A 16,156-nucleotide genomic window follows, 5' to 3' on the forward strand; every position below is an offset into this window, starting at 1 on the left:
CAGGGCGTCCGGGTTCGCTAAAGCAGCCATTGCCGGGGCCAAGGGCCGGTGCTAAAGCGCCGCGCCGTTCCGGTGTCCGATGGCGGACCGGCGGTTTGGGTCAAGGCCCGGGGGCACCGTTGCCATGAGTGATTCCGTGCTTGCAAACGGTTCGGACGAAAGCGCAGTTCCTTTATCCCCTGTCCGCGATTCCGGTCACCAGACTCACCATCATCAGGGCAGCCTGCTCAAGATGGCGGTCGGCGCGATCGGTGTGGTGTTCGGGGATATCGGCACCAGCCCGCTTTACGCGCTGCGCGATACCTTTGCCGGCCATCACAAGCTGCCGCTCGACCAGTTGCACGTGTATGGCATCATCAGCCTGATGTTCTGGTCGATGATGATCATCGTGACGTTGAAGTACGTCAGCGTGATCATGCGCGCGGACAACAAGGGCGAGGGCGGCAGCCTGGCGCTGCTGGCGCTGATCAACCAGCACACCAGCGGCAACCGGTGGGGCAAGGGCATCATCCTGATGGGGGTGTTCGCCACCGCGCTGTTCTATGGCGATTCTATGATTACGCCCGCCGTTTCGGTGATGGGCGCTATCGAAGGTGTCGCGGTCTATCAGCCGGAAATGCACCGGCTGGTGGTGCCGATGGTCGTCGCCATCCTGATCTTCCTGTTCTTCATCCAGAGCCGGGGTACGGAACGCGTGGCGACCTTCTTCGGTCCGATCATGTTGGCCTATTTCGCCACGATCGCGGTGCTGGGCGTGATCAGCATCCTGGCGTTCCCGCACGTGATCACCGCGCTCAGCCCGCACCACGCGGTGATGATGTTCGCGGCCGACCCGTTCCGGGGCTTCCTGGCGATGGGCGCGGCGGTGCTCGCCGTGACGGGCGCAGAAGCGCTCTATGCGGACATGGGCCATTTCGGCCGCAATCCGATCCGCGTATCGTGGCTGACGTTCGTGCTGCCGGCGCTGGTGCTGAACTATCTGGGCCAGGCCTCGCTGCTGATGCGCGATCCGTCCGCGCTGGAAAGCCCGTTCTATTTCCTCGCGCCCGAATGGTTCCAGTGGCCGCTGCTCATCATCGCCTCGCTGGCGGCGGTCATCGCCTCGCAGGCGGTGATCTCTGGCGCGTTCTCGGTGACGCAGCAGGCGATACAGTTGGGCTTCATCCCACGCATGACGATCAAGCACACCAGCACGGCGGCGGGGCAGATCTACATCCCTGTGATCAACTGGGCGTTGATGGTGGCGGTGATCCTGCTGGTGCTGGTGTTCCAGCGCTCGTCGAACCTGACGGCGGCCTACGGCATCGCCGTGACCGGCGCGATGCTGATCGACAACGTGCTGCTGGCCGTGGTGCTGTTCAAGCTGTGGAACTGGAAGCCGGTCTTCGCGGTCGGACTGCTGGCGCTGTTCTTCGTGATCGACGCGGGCTACCTCGGCGCGAACCTGACCAAGATCCCCGACGGCGGCTGGGTGCCGCTGCTGATGGGCGTCACCATCTTCACGCTGCTGACCACCTGGTCACGCGGGCGCGCGCTGATGCGGCAGAACATGGCGGAGGGGTCGATCCCGCTGGAAGTGTTCACCAAGTCCGCTCACGCCAGCGCCGCGCGCGTGCCGGGCACGGCGATCTTTATGGCTTCCACCGCATCGGGCGTGCCCTCGGCGCTGCTCCACAACATGAAGCACAACAAGGTGCTGCATGAACGGGTGGTGATCCTGACCGTGCAGATCGAGGACGTGCCCTACGTGGATCAGGTGGAACGATCGGCCTGCAAGGATTTCGGCAACGGCTTCTACCGCGTCAGCCTGCGTTTCGGTTTCCTGGAGGAAACCGACGTGCCCGCCACGCTCAAGACCGTGACGATGTGCGGCGAACCGTTCGATATGATGAAGACCAGCTTCTTCCTGTCGCGCCAGACGCTGATCGCGTCGGACAAGCCGGGCATGGCGATCTGGCGCGAAAAGCTGTTCGCGTGGATGCTGCGCAACGCGGCGAGTGCGATGGAGTTCTTCCGGCTGCCGACCAACCGCGTGGTGGAGCTGGGTAGCCAGCTCAAGATCTGACGGTCTCCCGCCCGTCGCGCGGACGGGAGACGCCTGTCAGGATAAACGAATCAATTGCTGTTTTCGGCCTTGGCCTTGAGCTTCGCGGCCTCTTCCTTGGCCTTGTCGCCGGCCTTGTTCAGCGCATCGGCGGCTTTCACGCCAGCCTTGTCCGCCTCGACACCGGCCTTGTCGGCGGCGGCGTCGGCCTTGTTGATCGCTTCGTCTGCCGCGTTGCGGACCGATTCCGCACCCTCGCTGGCGGTGGCGCTGATGTCCGAGGCGGCGGCGGCAATGTCGTTCCCGGCTGAGGTAGCGGCCTCCTGCGCGTTGTCCTGCGTCTTTTCCGAGCAGGCAGAAAGCGCGAGGACGGCTGCCGCTGCGGCCAGGGTGATGAAGATGGGTTTGCGCATCAAAAAGCTCCTCTCTGTCGCGTCACATCAAAGCGCGATGGCGCTTCGGGTTCCTGACGAACGTATCGTCCAACGGAAACGGGCGCGACTTTCCGGAGAAAGCCGCGCCCGTGCAAGCCTGGATGGCTCCGGTCAGCGTCGGAGTTACCCGAGGTTGGCGCTGACCATGCAGTAGAGCATCGGCAGCGACAGCAGCAGGTTTGTGCGGCTGGCGATCAGCGCGCGCGGCGCAGCGGCAGCCTTTTCCTCCGGGCTGGCTTCGACGATGCCGAGGATCTTCTTCTGCGCGGGCCAGATGATGAACCACACGTTGAACGACATGATGAGCGCGAGGTCCATGCCGAGGCCGATCAGGTTTTCGTGCTGGTTGAGCCCCTGGAGGATCAGCGCGCGGTGGACGTAGCCGGTTACGTAGGCGATCACCAGACCGGTAACGACCGTCAGCAGCGCGGCCCAGCGGAAGAAGAAGAACACCTTCGGCGCGATGTGGCCGGTGATCGCGCCCTTCTGTTCGGCCGGAATCGACGGCATCGTCGGCACCTGCACGAAGTTCAGGTAATAAAGCAGCCCGATCCACAGGATGCCGAAGAACACGTGCAGCCAGCGGAACACGGAATTGACATCAAGCGGCACTTCCGCGCCAAATCCCAGCATCACGGCGATGGCCGCGACAAGGCCGATCGCAAGCACGAGATGCAGGTTACCAAACAGCTTGGCCATGAAACTTCCCCCAGTTTGCGCCCCTTGATCCGTTTACCCGGTTATCGCCGGAGGTGGGCTGTCAACATTCTAGGGGGTGTGCGCAATTTGTCACACGTTTTTGTCGTGCGGCAGGGTGTCGGCAATTTGCGGCAGGGCGGCTTGACGGGGTGACGCGTTCAATCGTGCGGCGGGTTCTGTTCCACCTCGTCCGCCGCTTCCGTGCCCAGCCCGTGCTTCAGCAGCATCGGGATCTGCGCGAAAGTGAACAGGAACGACAGCGCGGTCACGCCCCACAGCTTGGCCTGGAGCCAGCCGTCGAAACTGAGCGTGTGGCGCAGCACTTCGTTCAGCACCGCCAGGAACAGGAAGAAGAAAGCCCAGTTGCGCGAAAGCTTCATCCAGCCGGCATCGTCCAGCCCGTCGAACGCGCTTTGCAGCAGGGTGCGCAGCATCGGCTTGCCCCGGACAAGGCCGGCGAACAGCACGCCGGCGAACAGCAGGTAGATCGCGGTGGGCTTGACCTGAATCCAGAACGGATCGCCCAGCAGCACGGTGAGCGTACCGAAGCCCAGAATCAGCACGGTCGACAGCCACAGCATCGGCGAAATCCGGCCGAGCCGCCACTTCGACACGATCAGCGCCACGATCGTCGCCACCATGAAAGCGATCGTGCCCTTGGTGACCGCCACCACCGTCCCGATCCCGGCGTCCGCTTCCTTGGGGCTGAAATGGCGATAGGCGAGGAAGAACACCAGTAGCGGGCCGTAATCGACCAGCAGGTTGATCCACGAGGATTTGGGCGCGGCGCCGGGCTGTTGAGCGTCAGACATGGAAAACCTGCATCATGCGTGGATCGTCATTGCGAGGAGCGTAGCGACGAAGCAACCCAGGGCGTCCTGCGCCGAACTCTGGATTGCTTCGCTTCGCTCGCAATGACGAAGGGGAAAAAGGAAGGCGTTCACCGGAACACGCCCGCGATGACGCGGGCGACCAGATCGGGATCGAACGGGCGCAGGTCGTCGATTTTCTCGCCCACCCCGATGGCATGGATCGGCAGGCCGTACTGTTCCGCCGCCGCCACCAGCACGCCGCCGCGAGCGGTGCCGTCCAGCTTGGTCATGATCAGGCCGGTCACTCCCGCCACTTCCTTGAAGATCTCGATCTGCTGGAGCGCGTTCTGGCCGTTGGTGGCATCGAGCACCAGCACCACGTCGTGCGGCGCGGCGGGGTTCAGGCGGCCCAGCACGCGGCGGACCTTGGCCAGTTCGTCCATCAGTTCGCGCTTGTTGTGGAGACGGCCGGCGGTGTCGACGATCAGCGCGTCGATGCCGGTGTCAGTCGCCGCCTTGACCGCGTCGAACACGATCGAGGCAGGGTCGCCACCCTCGGGGCCGGTGACCACGGGCACGCCCAGCCGGTCCGCCCAGACCTTGAGCTGGCCGATCGCGGCCGCGCGGAACGTATCGCCCGCCGCCAGCATCACGCCATAGTCCTGCTCCTGGAACAGGTGCGCCAGCTTGGCGATCGTGGTGGTCTTGCCCGATCCGTTGACGCCGATCACGAGGACGACGTGCGGACGGGGAAAGGCGGTGACCTCCAGCGGCTTCGCCACCGGGCGCAGGATCGCGGCGATTTCTTCGGCCACCGCTTCGCGCAGCGCGGTCTCGTCAATCCCGCGTTCGAACCTTTCGTCCGCCAGCCGTTCGCGGATGCGCGCGGCGGCGCGCGGACCAAGGTCGGACAGGATCAGCGCGTCCTCGATCTCGTCGAGCTGCGCGTCGTCCAGCCGGGTCTTGCCGACGATGCCGGTCAGGTTCTCGGTGAGGCGTTCCGAAGTCTTGCGGAACCCGCCGAGAAGCCTGTCGCTCCAGCTTCCGTTCTCCGGCTCGGGGCTCATGCCAGCATTCCTTCGATGATCCTTGTCGGCGTCAGGGTGACGATGGTGCCCGCGGCCGTGCCTTCGGGCAGGCGATAGGGCGCGAACTCGGGCGAATGCCCGGTGCCGTCGCGTTCGGCAAGCACTTCGCGCGGGGCGCCGACCAGCGAGGCGAGCCAGCGCGCGCGTTCGGCCGCGACAGCGGCGCGGATTTCGGCCGCGCGCGCCCGGACCGTGGCCGGGGCGACCTGCGGCATCCGCGCGGCGGGCGTGCCGGGGCGGGGGGAATAGGGAAAGACATGGCCGTGGACCACGCCGCAATCGCGCACGATGGCCAGGTTGTTGGCGTGCATGGCCTCTGTCTCGGTGGGGAAGCCGGCGATCAGGTCCGCGCCGATGGCGATGTCCGGACGGGCAGCGCGCAGGGCATCGGTCAGTTCGACCGCCTGCGCCCGGCTGTGCCGGCGCTTCATCCGCTTGAGCACCATGTCGTCGCCCGATTGCAGCGAGAGATGCACATGCGGCATCACCCTGGCCTCACCGGTGATGATCTCGAACAGCAGTCCGTCGATCTCCACCCCGTCGAGCGAGGACAGGCGCAGGCGCGGCAGGCGGGGGAAGGCATCGAGGATCGCGCGCACCAGTACGCCCAGGCGCGGCGCATCGGGCAGATCCGCGCCCCAGCCGGTCACGTCCACGCCGGTCAGCACGATCTCGTTGACGCCCAGCAGCAGGTGCCGTTCGATCGCGCGGAGCACATCGGCAACGGGCGTGGACAGGCTGGGGCCGCGCCCCTGCGGGATGATGCAGAAGGTGCAGGCGTGATCGCAGCCGGTCTGCACCGGCACGAAGGCGCGGGTGTGGACCTCGCTCTGGCGCGGTGGGGCAGGTACGTCTGACGTATTCGGGTGCCAGACGTGCGGATCGGCCTTGGCCGCGTTGGGCACCACCGCATCCACTTCGGGCATGGCCGAGAAGCTGTCCGGTTCGATCGTTGCGGCGCAGCCCGTAACCACCAGGCGCGCGTGCGGGTGGCTGCGGCGCAGGCGACGCACCGCTCGGCGCGACTGGCGCACGGCTTCGGCGGTCACCGCGCAGGAATTGACCACGACCGTCGGCGTTTGGGATTCCGCCAGCATCGCGCGGATGCTTTCGCTTTCGGCGAGATTGAGCCGGCAGCCCAGCGTGACCACTTCGGCCGGTGCGACCGTTTCGGTCATGCCGGGTAGTCCGTATCCTCGAAGCTGCCCTCGAAGCTTGTGGCGGCGGGGCCGGTCATCAGGATCGAACCACCCTCCGGCCGTTCTCCTTCGGGCCACGCAATCGTCAGCGGGCCGCCGGGAAGCTCGACCGTCAGCGTCCGCCCCGTCCGCTTGCGCCGGATCGCCGCGACGGCGGTGGCGCAGGCGCCAGTGCCGCAGGCGCGGGTCAGGCCGGCACCGCGTTCCCACACGCGCAGGCGGATGTGATCGGGGCCGATCAGGCTGGCGACATTGACGTTGACGCGTTCGGGAAACAGCGGGTCGTTCTCGATCAGCGGACCAAGCCGGGCAAGGTCCACCGCATCGGCATCGGGCACGAAGAAGATGACGTGCGGATTGCCGACGTTGACGGCGGCGGGATCGGTCAGGTCTTCCCAGCCGACCGGCATGGTCAGCGTATCCATAGCATAGGCAAGCGGGATGCGGTTCCAGTCGAAGCGGGGCGTGCCCATGTCGACCGCCACGCCATCGGCGCCCGCTGCCGAGCGGATCACGCCGGCCAGCGTCTCGATGCGCCGTTCGCCGCCCAGTAGCAGGCCCACCGCGCGGCTGGCATTGCCGCAGGCTTCCACTTCGCCGCCATCGTTGTTGAAGATGCGCATCCGCACATCGGCTACCACGGAGGGTTCCAGCACGATCAACTGGTCGCAGCCCACGCCCGTGCGCCGGTCGGCCAACGCGGCGGCGCGGCGGTCCGACATGGCAAGCGGGGTCTCGCGCGCGTCGATCACCACGAAATCGTTGCCAAGGCCGTGCATCTTGCGAAAGGGTATGCGCATGGCGGGCGATCTAGGGCGCACGCGGGCTTAGCGCAATGCCGTAGGGCGCATACGGCGGCGGTTCGGCTTGCCTTTTCGCCCGGGCGGCGCTAAGGGCGGCTCGTTCCATCACCCCGAGGGGGCTGGAACGGCTCAATAACGGCTCCAACAGGATGCCACACGCTGGTCGGCGAGGTTTCGCCCACCGGCGTTTTTCGCGTTACGCAGGTTTGCGTGGGCGATGTGGCGAACGGCGGGGCATGGCAACGGGAATACGGCGTGTTCGATAGTCTTTCAGACCGGCTTGGAGGCGTGTTCGATCGCCTGCGCGGCCGCGGCGCGCTCAAGGAGGACGATGTCCGGGCGGCCATGCGCGAAGTGCGCATCGCGCTGCTCGAAGCCGACGTCGCGCTGCCCGTGGTGCGCCGTTTCGTCGACAAGGTCACCGAGGAGGCCGTCGGCCAGTCGGTGCTGAAGTCGGTCACGCCCGGCCAGCAGGTCGTGAAGATCGTCAATGACGCGCTGGTCGAGATGCTGGGGTCGGAAACCGCCGATCTCGATCTCGCGGCAGCCCCTCCGGTCGTCATCATGATGGTCGGCCTGCAGGGGTCGGGCAAGACCACCAGCACCGCCAAGATCGGCAAGCTGCTCAAGGAAAAGCAGGGCAAGAAGGTCCTGATGGCCTCGCTCGACGTCAATCGTCCGGCGGCGCAGGAACAGCTCAAGGTGCTGGGCGAGCAGGTCGGCGTTGCCACGCTGCCGATCATCGTCGGCCAGCAGCCGGTGGACATCGCCACGCGCGCGCTCCACGCAGCGAAGCTGCAGGCGGTGGACGTCCTCCTGCTCGATACCGCCGGCCGCCTCCACGTCGATGCCGCGTTGATGGACGAGATGAAGGCGGTTGCCGCCGTCTCGGCCCCGAAGGAAACACTGCTCGTCGTTGACTCGCTGACCGGGCAGGACGCGGTCAACGTGGCGCAGAGCTTTGCCGGCGAAGTCGATCTGACCGGCGTGGTGCTGACCCGCATGGACGGCGATGCGCGCGGCGGCGCGGCGCTGTCGATGCGCGCGGTTACCGGCAAGCCGATCAAGTTCGCCGCCACCGGCGAAAAGCTCGATGCGATCGAGCCGTTCCACCCGCAGCGCGTTGCCGGCCGCATCCTGGGCATGGGCGATATCGTCTCCATCGTCGAAAAGGCGGCGGCGACGGTGCAGGCGGACGAGGCCGAACGGCTGGCCGCGCGCATGGCCAAGGGCCAGTTCGACATGAATGACCTGCGTACCCAGCTGCAGCAGATGCAGCGCATGGGCGGGCTTGGCGCGCTGGCAGGCATGATGCCCGGCATGAAGAAGGCCAAGCAGGCGATGGCGCAATCGGGCATGGACGACAAGGTGCTGCTGCGCATGGACGCGATCATCGGTTCGATGACGCCGACCGAGCGCACGCGGCCCGAACTGCTCAACGCCAAGCGCAAGATCCGCGTTGCCAAGGGTTCCGGCACGCAGGTTCAGGACGTGAACAAGCTCCTGAAGATGCACATGGAAATGGCCAAGGCCATGAAGCAGATCAAGAAGATGGGCGGCCTCAAGGGGCTTGGCGCCCTGTTCGGCAAGGGCGGCCTTGGCGCCGCCATGCCGGGGCTGGACCAGCAGGCCGGGCCGGGCGGGCTCGGTGGCCTCGGGGGCGGCATGGGTGGTGCCAGCGGTCTGCCGGGGCTCGGCAACATGCCCGCCAACCTCGGCGATCTGCTGCGGAAGAAGTGATTTCGGAAATTTGCGTTCGAAGAGTTTCGAGGAAAGGTTGAAGTAATGTCTGTTTCTCTGCGTCTGTCGCGTGGCGGTTCCAAGAAGCGCCCGTATTACAAGGTCGTCGTCGCCAACAGCCGCGCTCCGCGCGATGGTGCCTATCTCGAGCAGGTCGGCACCTACAACCCGCTGCTGGCCAAGGACGACGCCAACCGCGTCCGTCTGGTCGAAGACCGCGTCCGCTACTGGCTGGGCGTCGGTGCGCAGCCGACTGATCGCGTGGCCCGCCTGCTCGACAAGGCCGGCATCAAGGAACGCGCCGCGACCAGCAACCTGAAGAAGGGAGAGCCGGGCCAGAAGGCCAAGGATCGCGCCGAGGAAAAGGCCGAGAAGGCGCGTGAAGCCGCAGAGGCCGCCGCGGCCGCCGCTGCTGCTCCGGCCCCCGCCGAGGAAGCTGCCGTTGAGGAAGCACCGGCTGAGGAAGCGCCCGCTGCCGAGGCTGCTGCCGAAGAGTCGACCGAGGCCTGATCTTGTCGGACAAGCCCGTTACGCTGGCCGCCGTGACCGGTGCGCACGGAGTGACGGGCGAAGTCCGTCTCAAGCTGTTCGGAGAAGGCGTGGTGGCGCTCAAGCGCTACCGCGCCTTCAATGCTTCCAGCCTGACGCTGGAAAAGCTGCGCGATGACGGCAAGGGCGGCGCGATTGCCCGCTTTGCCGAAGTGACCGACCGGACCGCCGCCGAACGGCTGCGCGGCACCGCGCTCACCGTGCCGCGCTCGGCCCTGCCTTCGCTGGCGGAGGGCGAATACTATCATGCCGACCTGATCGGCCTTGCCGCCGTGTCCACCGATGGCGAATCGCTGGGCGAATGCATCGCGGTCGAAAACTACGGCGCGGGCGATGTGCTGGAAATCCGCCGGCCCGATGGAAAGCGCTTCATGGTGCCGATGCGCGCCGAAGCTGTGCCGGAATGGAACGAAACGCGGATGCTGATCGCTTCCGCCTATGCCGAGGCCTGATTTCGGCCCGGTCCGGCCGTTGTTTCGGTAACGCCGCCGTGGCGATGCGGATATGATCGCCGCCATGGACTTCGCGCTGATCCTGTTCCTGATCCCTTTCGGTATCGCCGGCCGGGTGCTGGCGCAGAAGCTGGTTGTGCGCCGGCCCGAATGGAGTGACCTGCGCCTCGCGCTCCATGCCGCTCTGCCGGTTGCCGGGGTGATCTGGCTGGCGGCGATCGTACTGCTCATGGCGGGCGAGGATGACGTGGCGCTCGCGCTCGTCCTGCTGGGGCTGGCGGCTTATGGCCTTGCCGCCGCCACCGCGCATCTGGCCGTGCGCAAGTACCGCTATCGCGTGGCCGTGCTCGGCCCGGCGCGGGCGTTCCGGTAACCCGCCTTCGCGATCCGCAAAAGGGTTGATGCACCGGCTGGGCATTCGCAACCGGATCGGGCACGTTCCGCGTGCAGAGCTGGCATGGCGGGAGGTGACGATGCGGGGGATGAAGACGAGTTCGGCGATGGCGGTCGTGCTCGCCGCGTCACCGCTTCATGCCCAGAGCACGAGTCCCCAGAGCGCCACGCTCGACAGCATCGCCCCCCAGATCGAAACCGGCTTCACCACGTTCATGACGGAAAACCATGTGCCGGGCCTGGTCTATGGCGTGGTGCAGGGCGGCCAGCTCGCGCTGGTGAAGGGGGAGGGCGTGCAGGATATCGCTGTGCGCCGTCCGGTCACGCCCGACAGCCTGTTCCGCGTCGCTTCGATGACCAAGGCCTTCACCGCGCTGTCGATCCTCTCGCTGCGCGACAAGGGCCTGCTCGCGCTGGACGATCCGGCCGAAAAGTACGTGCCCGAAATGCGCGGCTGGACGTATCCCACCAGCGATTCCCCGAAAATCCGTGTGCGCGATCTGTTGCAGCACGTCGCTGGTTTCGTCACCGACGATCCCTGGGGCGATCGCCAGCAGGTGCTGAGCCAGGAGGATTTCACCGCGCTGCTCAAAACCGGCGTGCCCTTCACGCGCGATCCGCAGGCGCGGCATGAATATTCGAACCTCGGCTATGCCATCCTCGGCCGGATCATCGCCAACGTCACCGGGCAGCCCTATCGCCGCTATGTCGAGAAGACCTTCCTCGTCCCGCTGGGCATGACCGCGAGCGGTTACGACACGCCCGCCTCGCCGATCGAGCGGCGCGCCGTCGGCTACCGCTGGGAGAACGGCGCGTGGAGCGAGGAGCCGACGATGAAGGACGGCGCGTTCAATTCCATGGGCGGGTTGCAGGTCAGCGCCAACGATTATGCCAAGTGGATCGCCTTCCTCCTCTCCGGCTGGCCGGCGCGCGACGGGCCAGAGACCGGGCCGGTGCGTCGCGCGACGATCCGCGAACTGGCGCAGGGGCTCAACTTCGTCTCGATCGCCACCCGCCCCGGCAGCACCGGTGTCACCGCCTGCCCACTGGCGCTCGCCTATGGCATGGGCTGGCGCGTGATGCAGGATTGCGACCTCGGCCTGACCATGAGCCACGGTGGCGGCTATCCGGGCTATGGCTCGCACGTCCTGCTGATGCCCGAATACGGCACCGGCATCTTCGTGCTGACCAACCGCACTTACGCCGGCCCCACTGGGCCGGCCTGGGACGCAGCGATGCTGATGCACAAGGCGGGCCTGCTCCACCGCCCGACGATGCCCATCTCGGCCGATCTCGCCAGTTTCTACGCTGCCGCGCAGGCGGTGTGGCAGGCGGGTGCCATCGCCCCGCTGGACGGCCACGTGGCGATGAACTTCCCGATGGACCGCACGGCCGAAAACTGGGCGAAAGTGCTGGGTGAACTGAAAGCGCAGGCCGGCACGTGCGACACCGCCGCGCCGGTTACGCCGACCGGCCGCATGACCGGCACTTTCCGCTGGACTTGCGGCAAGGGGAGCGTCAACGGACAGATCGTCCTCGCGCCGACGCGCCCGATAACGATCCAGGCGTTGCGGTTCACGTTCGAGGGTGCGCCGCGCTGAGTTGTATCTGGTCGAAACCATGTATATACATGTCGTGCATACGGAGCGCGCCATGGGGCAGGAATATACCGCCAAGAGCTTCAAATCGGGCAATTCGGTGGCGATCCGGATGCCGGCCGGGCTGGGCATCGAACCCGATCGCGAATGGATTGCCGAATGGGTCGATGGCGAACTGCATTTGCGCGCTAAGGCACCCGTCAGGCGCAAGATCGATGTGAGCGGTTTCGCGGGTAAGGCGCCGGGCATCAAGCTGGCCCCCCGCGAAGATTTCGATGAGCGCCCCAGTTCCACAGCCGCGCGTGAAGCCTTGCGCCGGTGACCCGATATCTTATCGACGCCAATTCGGCCGTCTATGCCATGGGCGTCGGCAACAGTCGCCTGATCGATCGGATCAAGGCGTGTGACGAAGGCGAGATCGGCATTTCGGTGATAAGCTTTGCCGAAGTCGCCTATGGGACTTACGCGGGCAAGCCGCCGTCGCCCGATGTGCTGGAGGCATTCGTCGCGGCCATCCCGCTGATTCCATTCGACGAAGCGGCCGCCCGCGAATATGCGCGCCTGCCGTTCAAGCGCGCCCGCTTTGACCGTCTGCTGGCGGCCCACGCCCTAAGCATCGGTGCCACTGTCGTGACCAACAACGAAGCCGACTTCATCGACGTGCCGGGGCTGGAGGTCGAGAACTGGACGGTCTAATGGGGCCGAATGACCTTCGCCGCCACCGTCCTTACGCTCTATCCCGAAATGTTTCCCGGCCCGCTCGGCGTCAGCCTGGCGGGGCGGGCCTTGCGCGAAGAAAAGTGGGCGCTCGATGCCGTGCAGATTCGCGATTTCGCGATCGACAAGCACCGGACTGTCGATGACACGCCCGCCGGTGGCGGCGCCGGCATGGTGCTGCGGGTGGACGTGTTGGCGGCGGCGGTCGATCATGCGCTGGCGGCGCATCCCGGATGCCCGGTCGTTGCGATGACACCGCGCGGCAAGCCGTTGACGCAGGAGCGCGTGCGCGAACTCGCCGCCGGCCCCGGCGTGATCGTGCTGTGCGGCCGGTTCGAAGGCTTCGACGAGCGCATCTTCGCCGGCCGGCGGGTCGAGGAGGTCTCGGTGGGCGATATCGTGCTGTCCGGCGGCGAATGCGCCGCCCTTATGCTGCTCGACGCTTGCATTCGGCTGCTTCCCGGCGTAATGGGCGCGCCTTCAAGCGGGCAGGAGGAGTCGTTCGAGAACGGTCTCCTCGAATACCCGCACTATACCCGACCCGTCGAATGGGAAGGGCGCACGATCCCTGAAGTGCTGCGATCGGGGGATCATGCGAAAATCGCGGAATGGCGGAAACGCCGTTCGGAAGACGATACCCGGTCACGCAGGCCGGACCTTTGGGAGCGCCACGTCGGCGCTCGGGTCTAGTCTGCCTCTGGCGCGCAGCGTGAAGTGCAGGACGATTGAAAAATGAACCTGATTCAGCAGCTTGAAGCTGAAGCTATCGCCGATTTCAAGGCGAAGAAGGATATTCCGGATTTCCGCGCGGGCGACACCGTGCGCGTGGGCGTGCGCGTCGTCGAAGGCGATCGCACCCGCGTCCAGGCTTACGAAGGCGTGTGCATCGCGCGCTCGAACCGTGGCCTCGGCTCGAACTTCACCGTGCGCAAGATCTCGTTCGGCGAAGGCGTGGAGCGCGTGTTCCCGCTCTACTCGCCCAACATCGATTCGATTACCGTGGTGCGCCGTGGTGTCGTGCGTCGTGCGAAGCTCTACTATCTTCGTGGCCGCACCGGCAAATCGGCGCGTATTGCCGAGCGCAAGGTCGTCAAGACCGGCCAGGAGGGCTGAAAGCCCAACGCCCAAGACACGGAAATTGTGTAGAAAGGCGTCCTGGCACCACCGCCAGGGCGCCTTTTTGCTGTCTGCGCGCCGTTTTCGCCGGTTCTCCTCATCCGCTGCCTTTCCCAGAGAGGTTCGTGACCTTGCCATGCTTCGCTTCCGACACCTCCTTGCCGCATCGGCGCTTTGCGCTCTCCTGCCTTTCGCTTCGGCTCACGCCGGAGAACTGCCGGTGACCGCCACCACGCAGGCCGCGCCCGCGCTCACGCTGGAGCGCGTGTTCGCCAGCCCCTCGCTCAACGGGCCGGCACCGCGCGGGGTGAAGCTGTCGCCCGATGGCGCGTACCTCACGCTGCTGCGCAACCGTGCCGACGATCGCGAACGCTATGACTTGTGGGGCTTCGAGCGGAAGACGGGCAAGTGGCGGATGCTGGTGGATTCGCTCAAGCTGTCGTCGGGCAAGGAACTGTCCGAGGCCGAGAAGATGCAGCGCGAACGGCAGCGGATCGGCGATCTGAAGGGCATCGTCAGCTACGAATGGGCGCCCGATGGCAAGGCCGTGCTGGTGCCGCTCGATGGCGACCTGTTCCTGGCCGGGATGGATGGTAGCGTCCAACGCATTCCCGGAACGCAGGGCGGCGAACTCAACCCCAAGCTGGGGCCGAAGGGCGATCGCATCGCCTATGTGCGCGACCGCCGGCTGTGGGTCGGCCCGGTAGCAGGGGAGGGCGCACCCATCGCGGTGACGCCCCCGGAAAGCGCCGAGACCGTTCACTGGGGTGAGGCGGAATTCGTCGCGCAGGAAGAAATGTCGCGCTTCGCCGGCTTCTGGTGGTCGCCCGACGAAAGCCGCCTGGCGGTCGAACGGTTCGACGAGGCGAACGTGGGCGTGGTCACCCGCGCGGCGATCGGCGCGGAGGGCACCAAAACCTTCGACCAGCGCTATCCGGCCGCCGGCACGCCCAATGCCGAGGTTTCGCTGTGGATCATGGCGCCCGACGGCAGCGGCCGCGTGGCGGTGGACCTTGGCGCGGAAAAGGACATCTACCTGGCCCGCGTGGACTGGGCGCCCGATGGCAAGACGCTCTACGTCCAGCGCGAAAACCGCGCGCAGACCCGGCTCGACATGCTGGCGGTCGATCCCACCACCGGCAAGGCGCGGGTGCTGTTCAGCGAACAGGCCGCCGAACGCAGCTGGATCAACCTGTCGGACAGCTATCGCTTTCTGGCGGATGGCAGCCTCATCTGGTGGTCCGAACGCGATGGCTTCGGCCATCTCTACCGCTTCCGGCCCGACCATCATCCGGACAGCCAGTGGCAGCAGTTGACGCAGGGCGACTGGGTGGTGACCGGCCTTGTGGGGGTGGACCAGAAGGCCGGCCGCGTGTTCTTCACCGGCACGAAGGATGGCGTGCTGGCGCAGCAGGTCTATGCGCTCGATCTTGCCGCACCGTCGAAGATCGTGCGCCTGACCGATCCCGCTTTCGACAACGCCGCGACGATGGACAAGCGCGGCCAGACGCTGATGTTCACGCGCAATGCCGATGCGCAGCCGCCGCAGTCGTACCTGGCCGATGCCGCCGGCAAGCGGATCGCGTGGATCGAGGAGAATCGCGTGGAGGGATCGCACCCCTACGCGCCCTATCTCGCCAGCCATCGCCCGGCGACCTTCGGCACGATCCCGGCCGCCGATGGCACGCCGCTGCACTGGATGATGATTACCCCGCCGCTGGAGCCGGGCCGCAAGTACCCGGTGTTCACCTTTCACTATGGCGGCCCGCACGCGCAGGTGGTCCACCAGGGCTGGCAAGGCCCGCTGGCGCAGGCGATCGTCGACAGGGGCTATATCTATTTCGCGATCGACAACCGCGGTTCGGCCAATCGCGGGGTGAAGTTCGAAAGCACACTCTACCGCGCGATGGGCTCGGTCGAGGTGCAGGACCAGCTTGCCGGGGCGAATTATCTCAAGGCGTTGGATTTCGTGGACCCGAAGCGGATCGCCACGTTCGGCTGGTCCTATGGCGGCTATATGGCGATCAAGATGCTGCAGGCCGACCCCGGCGCCTATGCGGCGGCCATCGCCGTGGCTCCGGTCACCAAGTGGGAACTCTATGACACCCACTATACCGAACGCTACCTGGGCGACCCGAAGCGCGAACCGCAGGTCTATGCCACGTCGAACGCGCTGGCCGATACGGGCCGCATCCGCGATCCGCTGCTGCTGATCCACGGCATGGCGGACGACAACGTGGTGTTCGAGAACTCCTCCGCGATCATCGCCAAGATGCAGGCGGAGGCGGTGCCTTTCGAGATGATGCTCTACCCCGGCTATACCCACCGCATCAGCGGGCCGAAGGTGAGCCAGCATCTCTACGAGACGGTTTTCCGTTTCCTCGATCGCAACGGCGTCGGACCGGCGCCGCTCGTGGTCGGGAAATAGGAATTTGGGTGGCCGGAAGGCCAATTCGCTTGGCTGGTCGGAACCAGCCGCTATGGACGGCCCGCGTCATGCGATGCGCGGCAC

General features: G+C 66.1%; 17 protein-coding genes. 11 read left to right on the plus strand and 6 right to left on the minus strand.

Annotated features, from left to right (window positions below):
* Positions 1 to 124 precede the first annotated feature (124 nt).
* Positions 125 to 2,065: a potassium transporter Kup gene (locus tag FA702_RS00290; protein ID WP_136954532.1), complete on the plus strand. Its 1,941-nt coding sequence runs from the start codon at positions 125 to 127 to the stop codon at positions 2,063 to 2,065.
* 50 nt (positions 2,066 to 2,115) lie between these two features.
* On the opposite strand, the gene FA702_RS00295 is transcribed toward FA702_RS00290, so the two are convergent.
* The 6 genes from FA702_RS00295 to dapF form a co-directional block, all read right to left on the minus strand.
* On the minus strand, positions 2,116 to 2,457 hold the full coding sequence (locus FA702_RS00295) for an entericidin EcnAB (protein ID WP_136954533.1): 342 nt from the start codon (positions 2,455 to 2,457) through the stop codon (positions 2,116 to 2,118).
* A 144-nt stretch (positions 2,458 to 2,601) separates the two neighbouring features.
* Positions 2,602 to 3,177 carry a urate hydroxylase PuuD gene (locus FA702_RS00300; protein WP_136954534.1) on the minus strand — a complete coding sequence of 192 codons (576 nt, stop codon included), beginning with the start codon at positions 3,175 to 3,177 and terminating at the stop codon, positions 2,602 to 2,604.
* A gap of 158 nt (positions 3,178 to 3,335) precedes the next feature.
* Positions 3,336 to 3,989 (minus strand): inner membrane-spanning protein YciB, encoded by a 654-nt coding sequence (locus FA702_RS00305; protein WP_136954535.1) that lies wholly within the window; start codon positions 3,987 to 3,989, stop codon positions 3,336 to 3,338.
* 128 nt (positions 3,990 to 4,117) lie between these two features.
* Positions 4,118 to 5,056: a signal recognition particle-docking protein FtsY gene (gene ftsY / locus FA702_RS00310; RefSeq protein ID WP_136954536.1), complete on the minus strand. Its 939-nt coding sequence runs from the start codon at positions 5,054 to 5,056 to the stop codon at positions 4,118 to 4,120.
* Positions 5,053 to 6,255, minus strand: coding sequence for a MiaB/RimO family radical SAM methylthiotransferase (locus tag FA702_RS00315; protein WP_136954537.1), 1,203 nt, complete (start codon positions 6,253 to 6,255; stop codon positions 5,053 to 5,055). Before FA702_RS00315 ends, ftsY begins: the two co-directional genes overlap by 4 nt.
* Positions 6,252 to 7,076, minus strand: coding sequence for a diaminopimelate epimerase (gene dapF / locus FA702_RS00320; protein ID WP_136954538.1), 825 nt, complete (start codon positions 7,074 to 7,076; stop codon positions 6,252 to 6,254). The genes FA702_RS00315 and dapF overlap by 4 nt, the downstream gene beginning before the upstream one ends.
* Before the next feature lie 258 nt (positions 7,077 to 7,334).
* Here dapF and ffh point away from each other — a divergent pair, with 258 nt between their 5' ends.
* From ffh to FA702_RS00370, 10 genes are all read left to right on the plus strand, one after another.
* Positions 7,335 to 8,819: a signal recognition particle protein gene (gene ffh / locus FA702_RS00325; protein WP_136957175.1), complete on the plus strand. Its 1,485-nt coding sequence runs from the start codon at positions 7,335 to 7,337 to the stop codon at positions 8,817 to 8,819.
* Between the two features lie 45 nt (positions 8,820 to 8,864).
* Entirely contained in the window at positions 8,865 to 9,329 is a 465-nt protein-coding gene (gene rpsP / locus FA702_RS00330; protein WP_136954539.1) for a 30S ribosomal protein S16, read from the plus strand.
* 2 nt (positions 9,330 to 9,331) lie between these two features.
* The gene (gene rimM / locus FA702_RS00335) at positions 9,332 to 9,820 is read left to right on the plus strand and encodes a ribosome maturation factor RimM (protein WP_370385485.1); all 489 of its coding nucleotides are present in this window, start codon (positions 9,332 to 9,334) and stop codon (positions 9,818 to 9,820) included.
* A gap of 52 nt (positions 9,821 to 9,872) precedes the next feature.
* Positions 9,873 to 10,193 (plus strand): hypothetical protein, encoded by a 321-nt coding sequence (locus FA702_RS00340; RefSeq protein WP_136954540.1) that lies wholly within the window; start codon positions 9,873 to 9,875, stop codon positions 10,191 to 10,193.
* 109 nt (positions 10,194 to 10,302) lie between these two features.
* On the plus strand, positions 10,303 to 11,814 hold the full coding sequence (locus tag FA702_RS00345; protein ID WP_255504648.1) for a serine hydrolase: 1,512 nt from the start codon (positions 10,303 to 10,305) through the stop codon (positions 11,812 to 11,814).
* A 52-nt stretch (positions 11,815 to 11,866) separates the two neighbouring features.
* Positions 11,867 to 12,133, plus strand: coding sequence for a hypothetical protein (locus FA702_RS00350; RefSeq protein ID WP_136954542.1), 267 nt, complete (start codon positions 11,867 to 11,869; stop codon positions 12,131 to 12,133).
* Complete coding sequence (locus tag FA702_RS00355) at positions 12,130 to 12,507, plus strand: type II toxin-antitoxin system VapC family toxin (protein WP_136954543.1); 378 nt, start codon at positions 12,130 to 12,132, stop codon at positions 12,505 to 12,507. Before FA702_RS00350 ends, FA702_RS00355 begins: the two co-directional genes overlap by 4 nt.
* A 9-nt stretch (positions 12,508 to 12,516) precedes the next feature.
* Complete coding sequence (trmD, locus tag FA702_RS00360; protein WP_136954544.1) at positions 12,517 to 13,218, plus strand: tRNA (guanosine(37)-N1)-methyltransferase TrmD; 702 nt, start codon at positions 12,517 to 12,519, stop codon at positions 13,216 to 13,218.
* A gap of 42 nt (positions 13,219 to 13,260) precedes the next feature.
* Positions 13,261 to 13,641, plus strand: a complete 381-nt coding sequence (gene rplS, locus FA702_RS00365) for a 50S ribosomal protein L19 (protein ID WP_124808710.1) — start codon at positions 13,261 to 13,263, stop codon at positions 13,639 to 13,641.
* 139 nt (positions 13,642 to 13,780) lie between these two features.
* A complete protein-coding gene (locus FA702_RS00370) occupies positions 13,781 to 16,072 on the plus strand; it encodes a DPP IV N-terminal domain-containing protein (RefSeq protein WP_136954545.1) in 2,292 nt (763 codons plus the stop codon).
* Positions 16,073 to 16,156: the final 84 nt, after the last annotated feature.

The organism is Novosphingobium sp. EMRT-2, from assembly GCF_005145025.1.
Lineage (GTDB): Bacteria > Pseudomonadota > Alphaproteobacteria > Sphingomonadales > Sphingomonadaceae > Novosphingobium.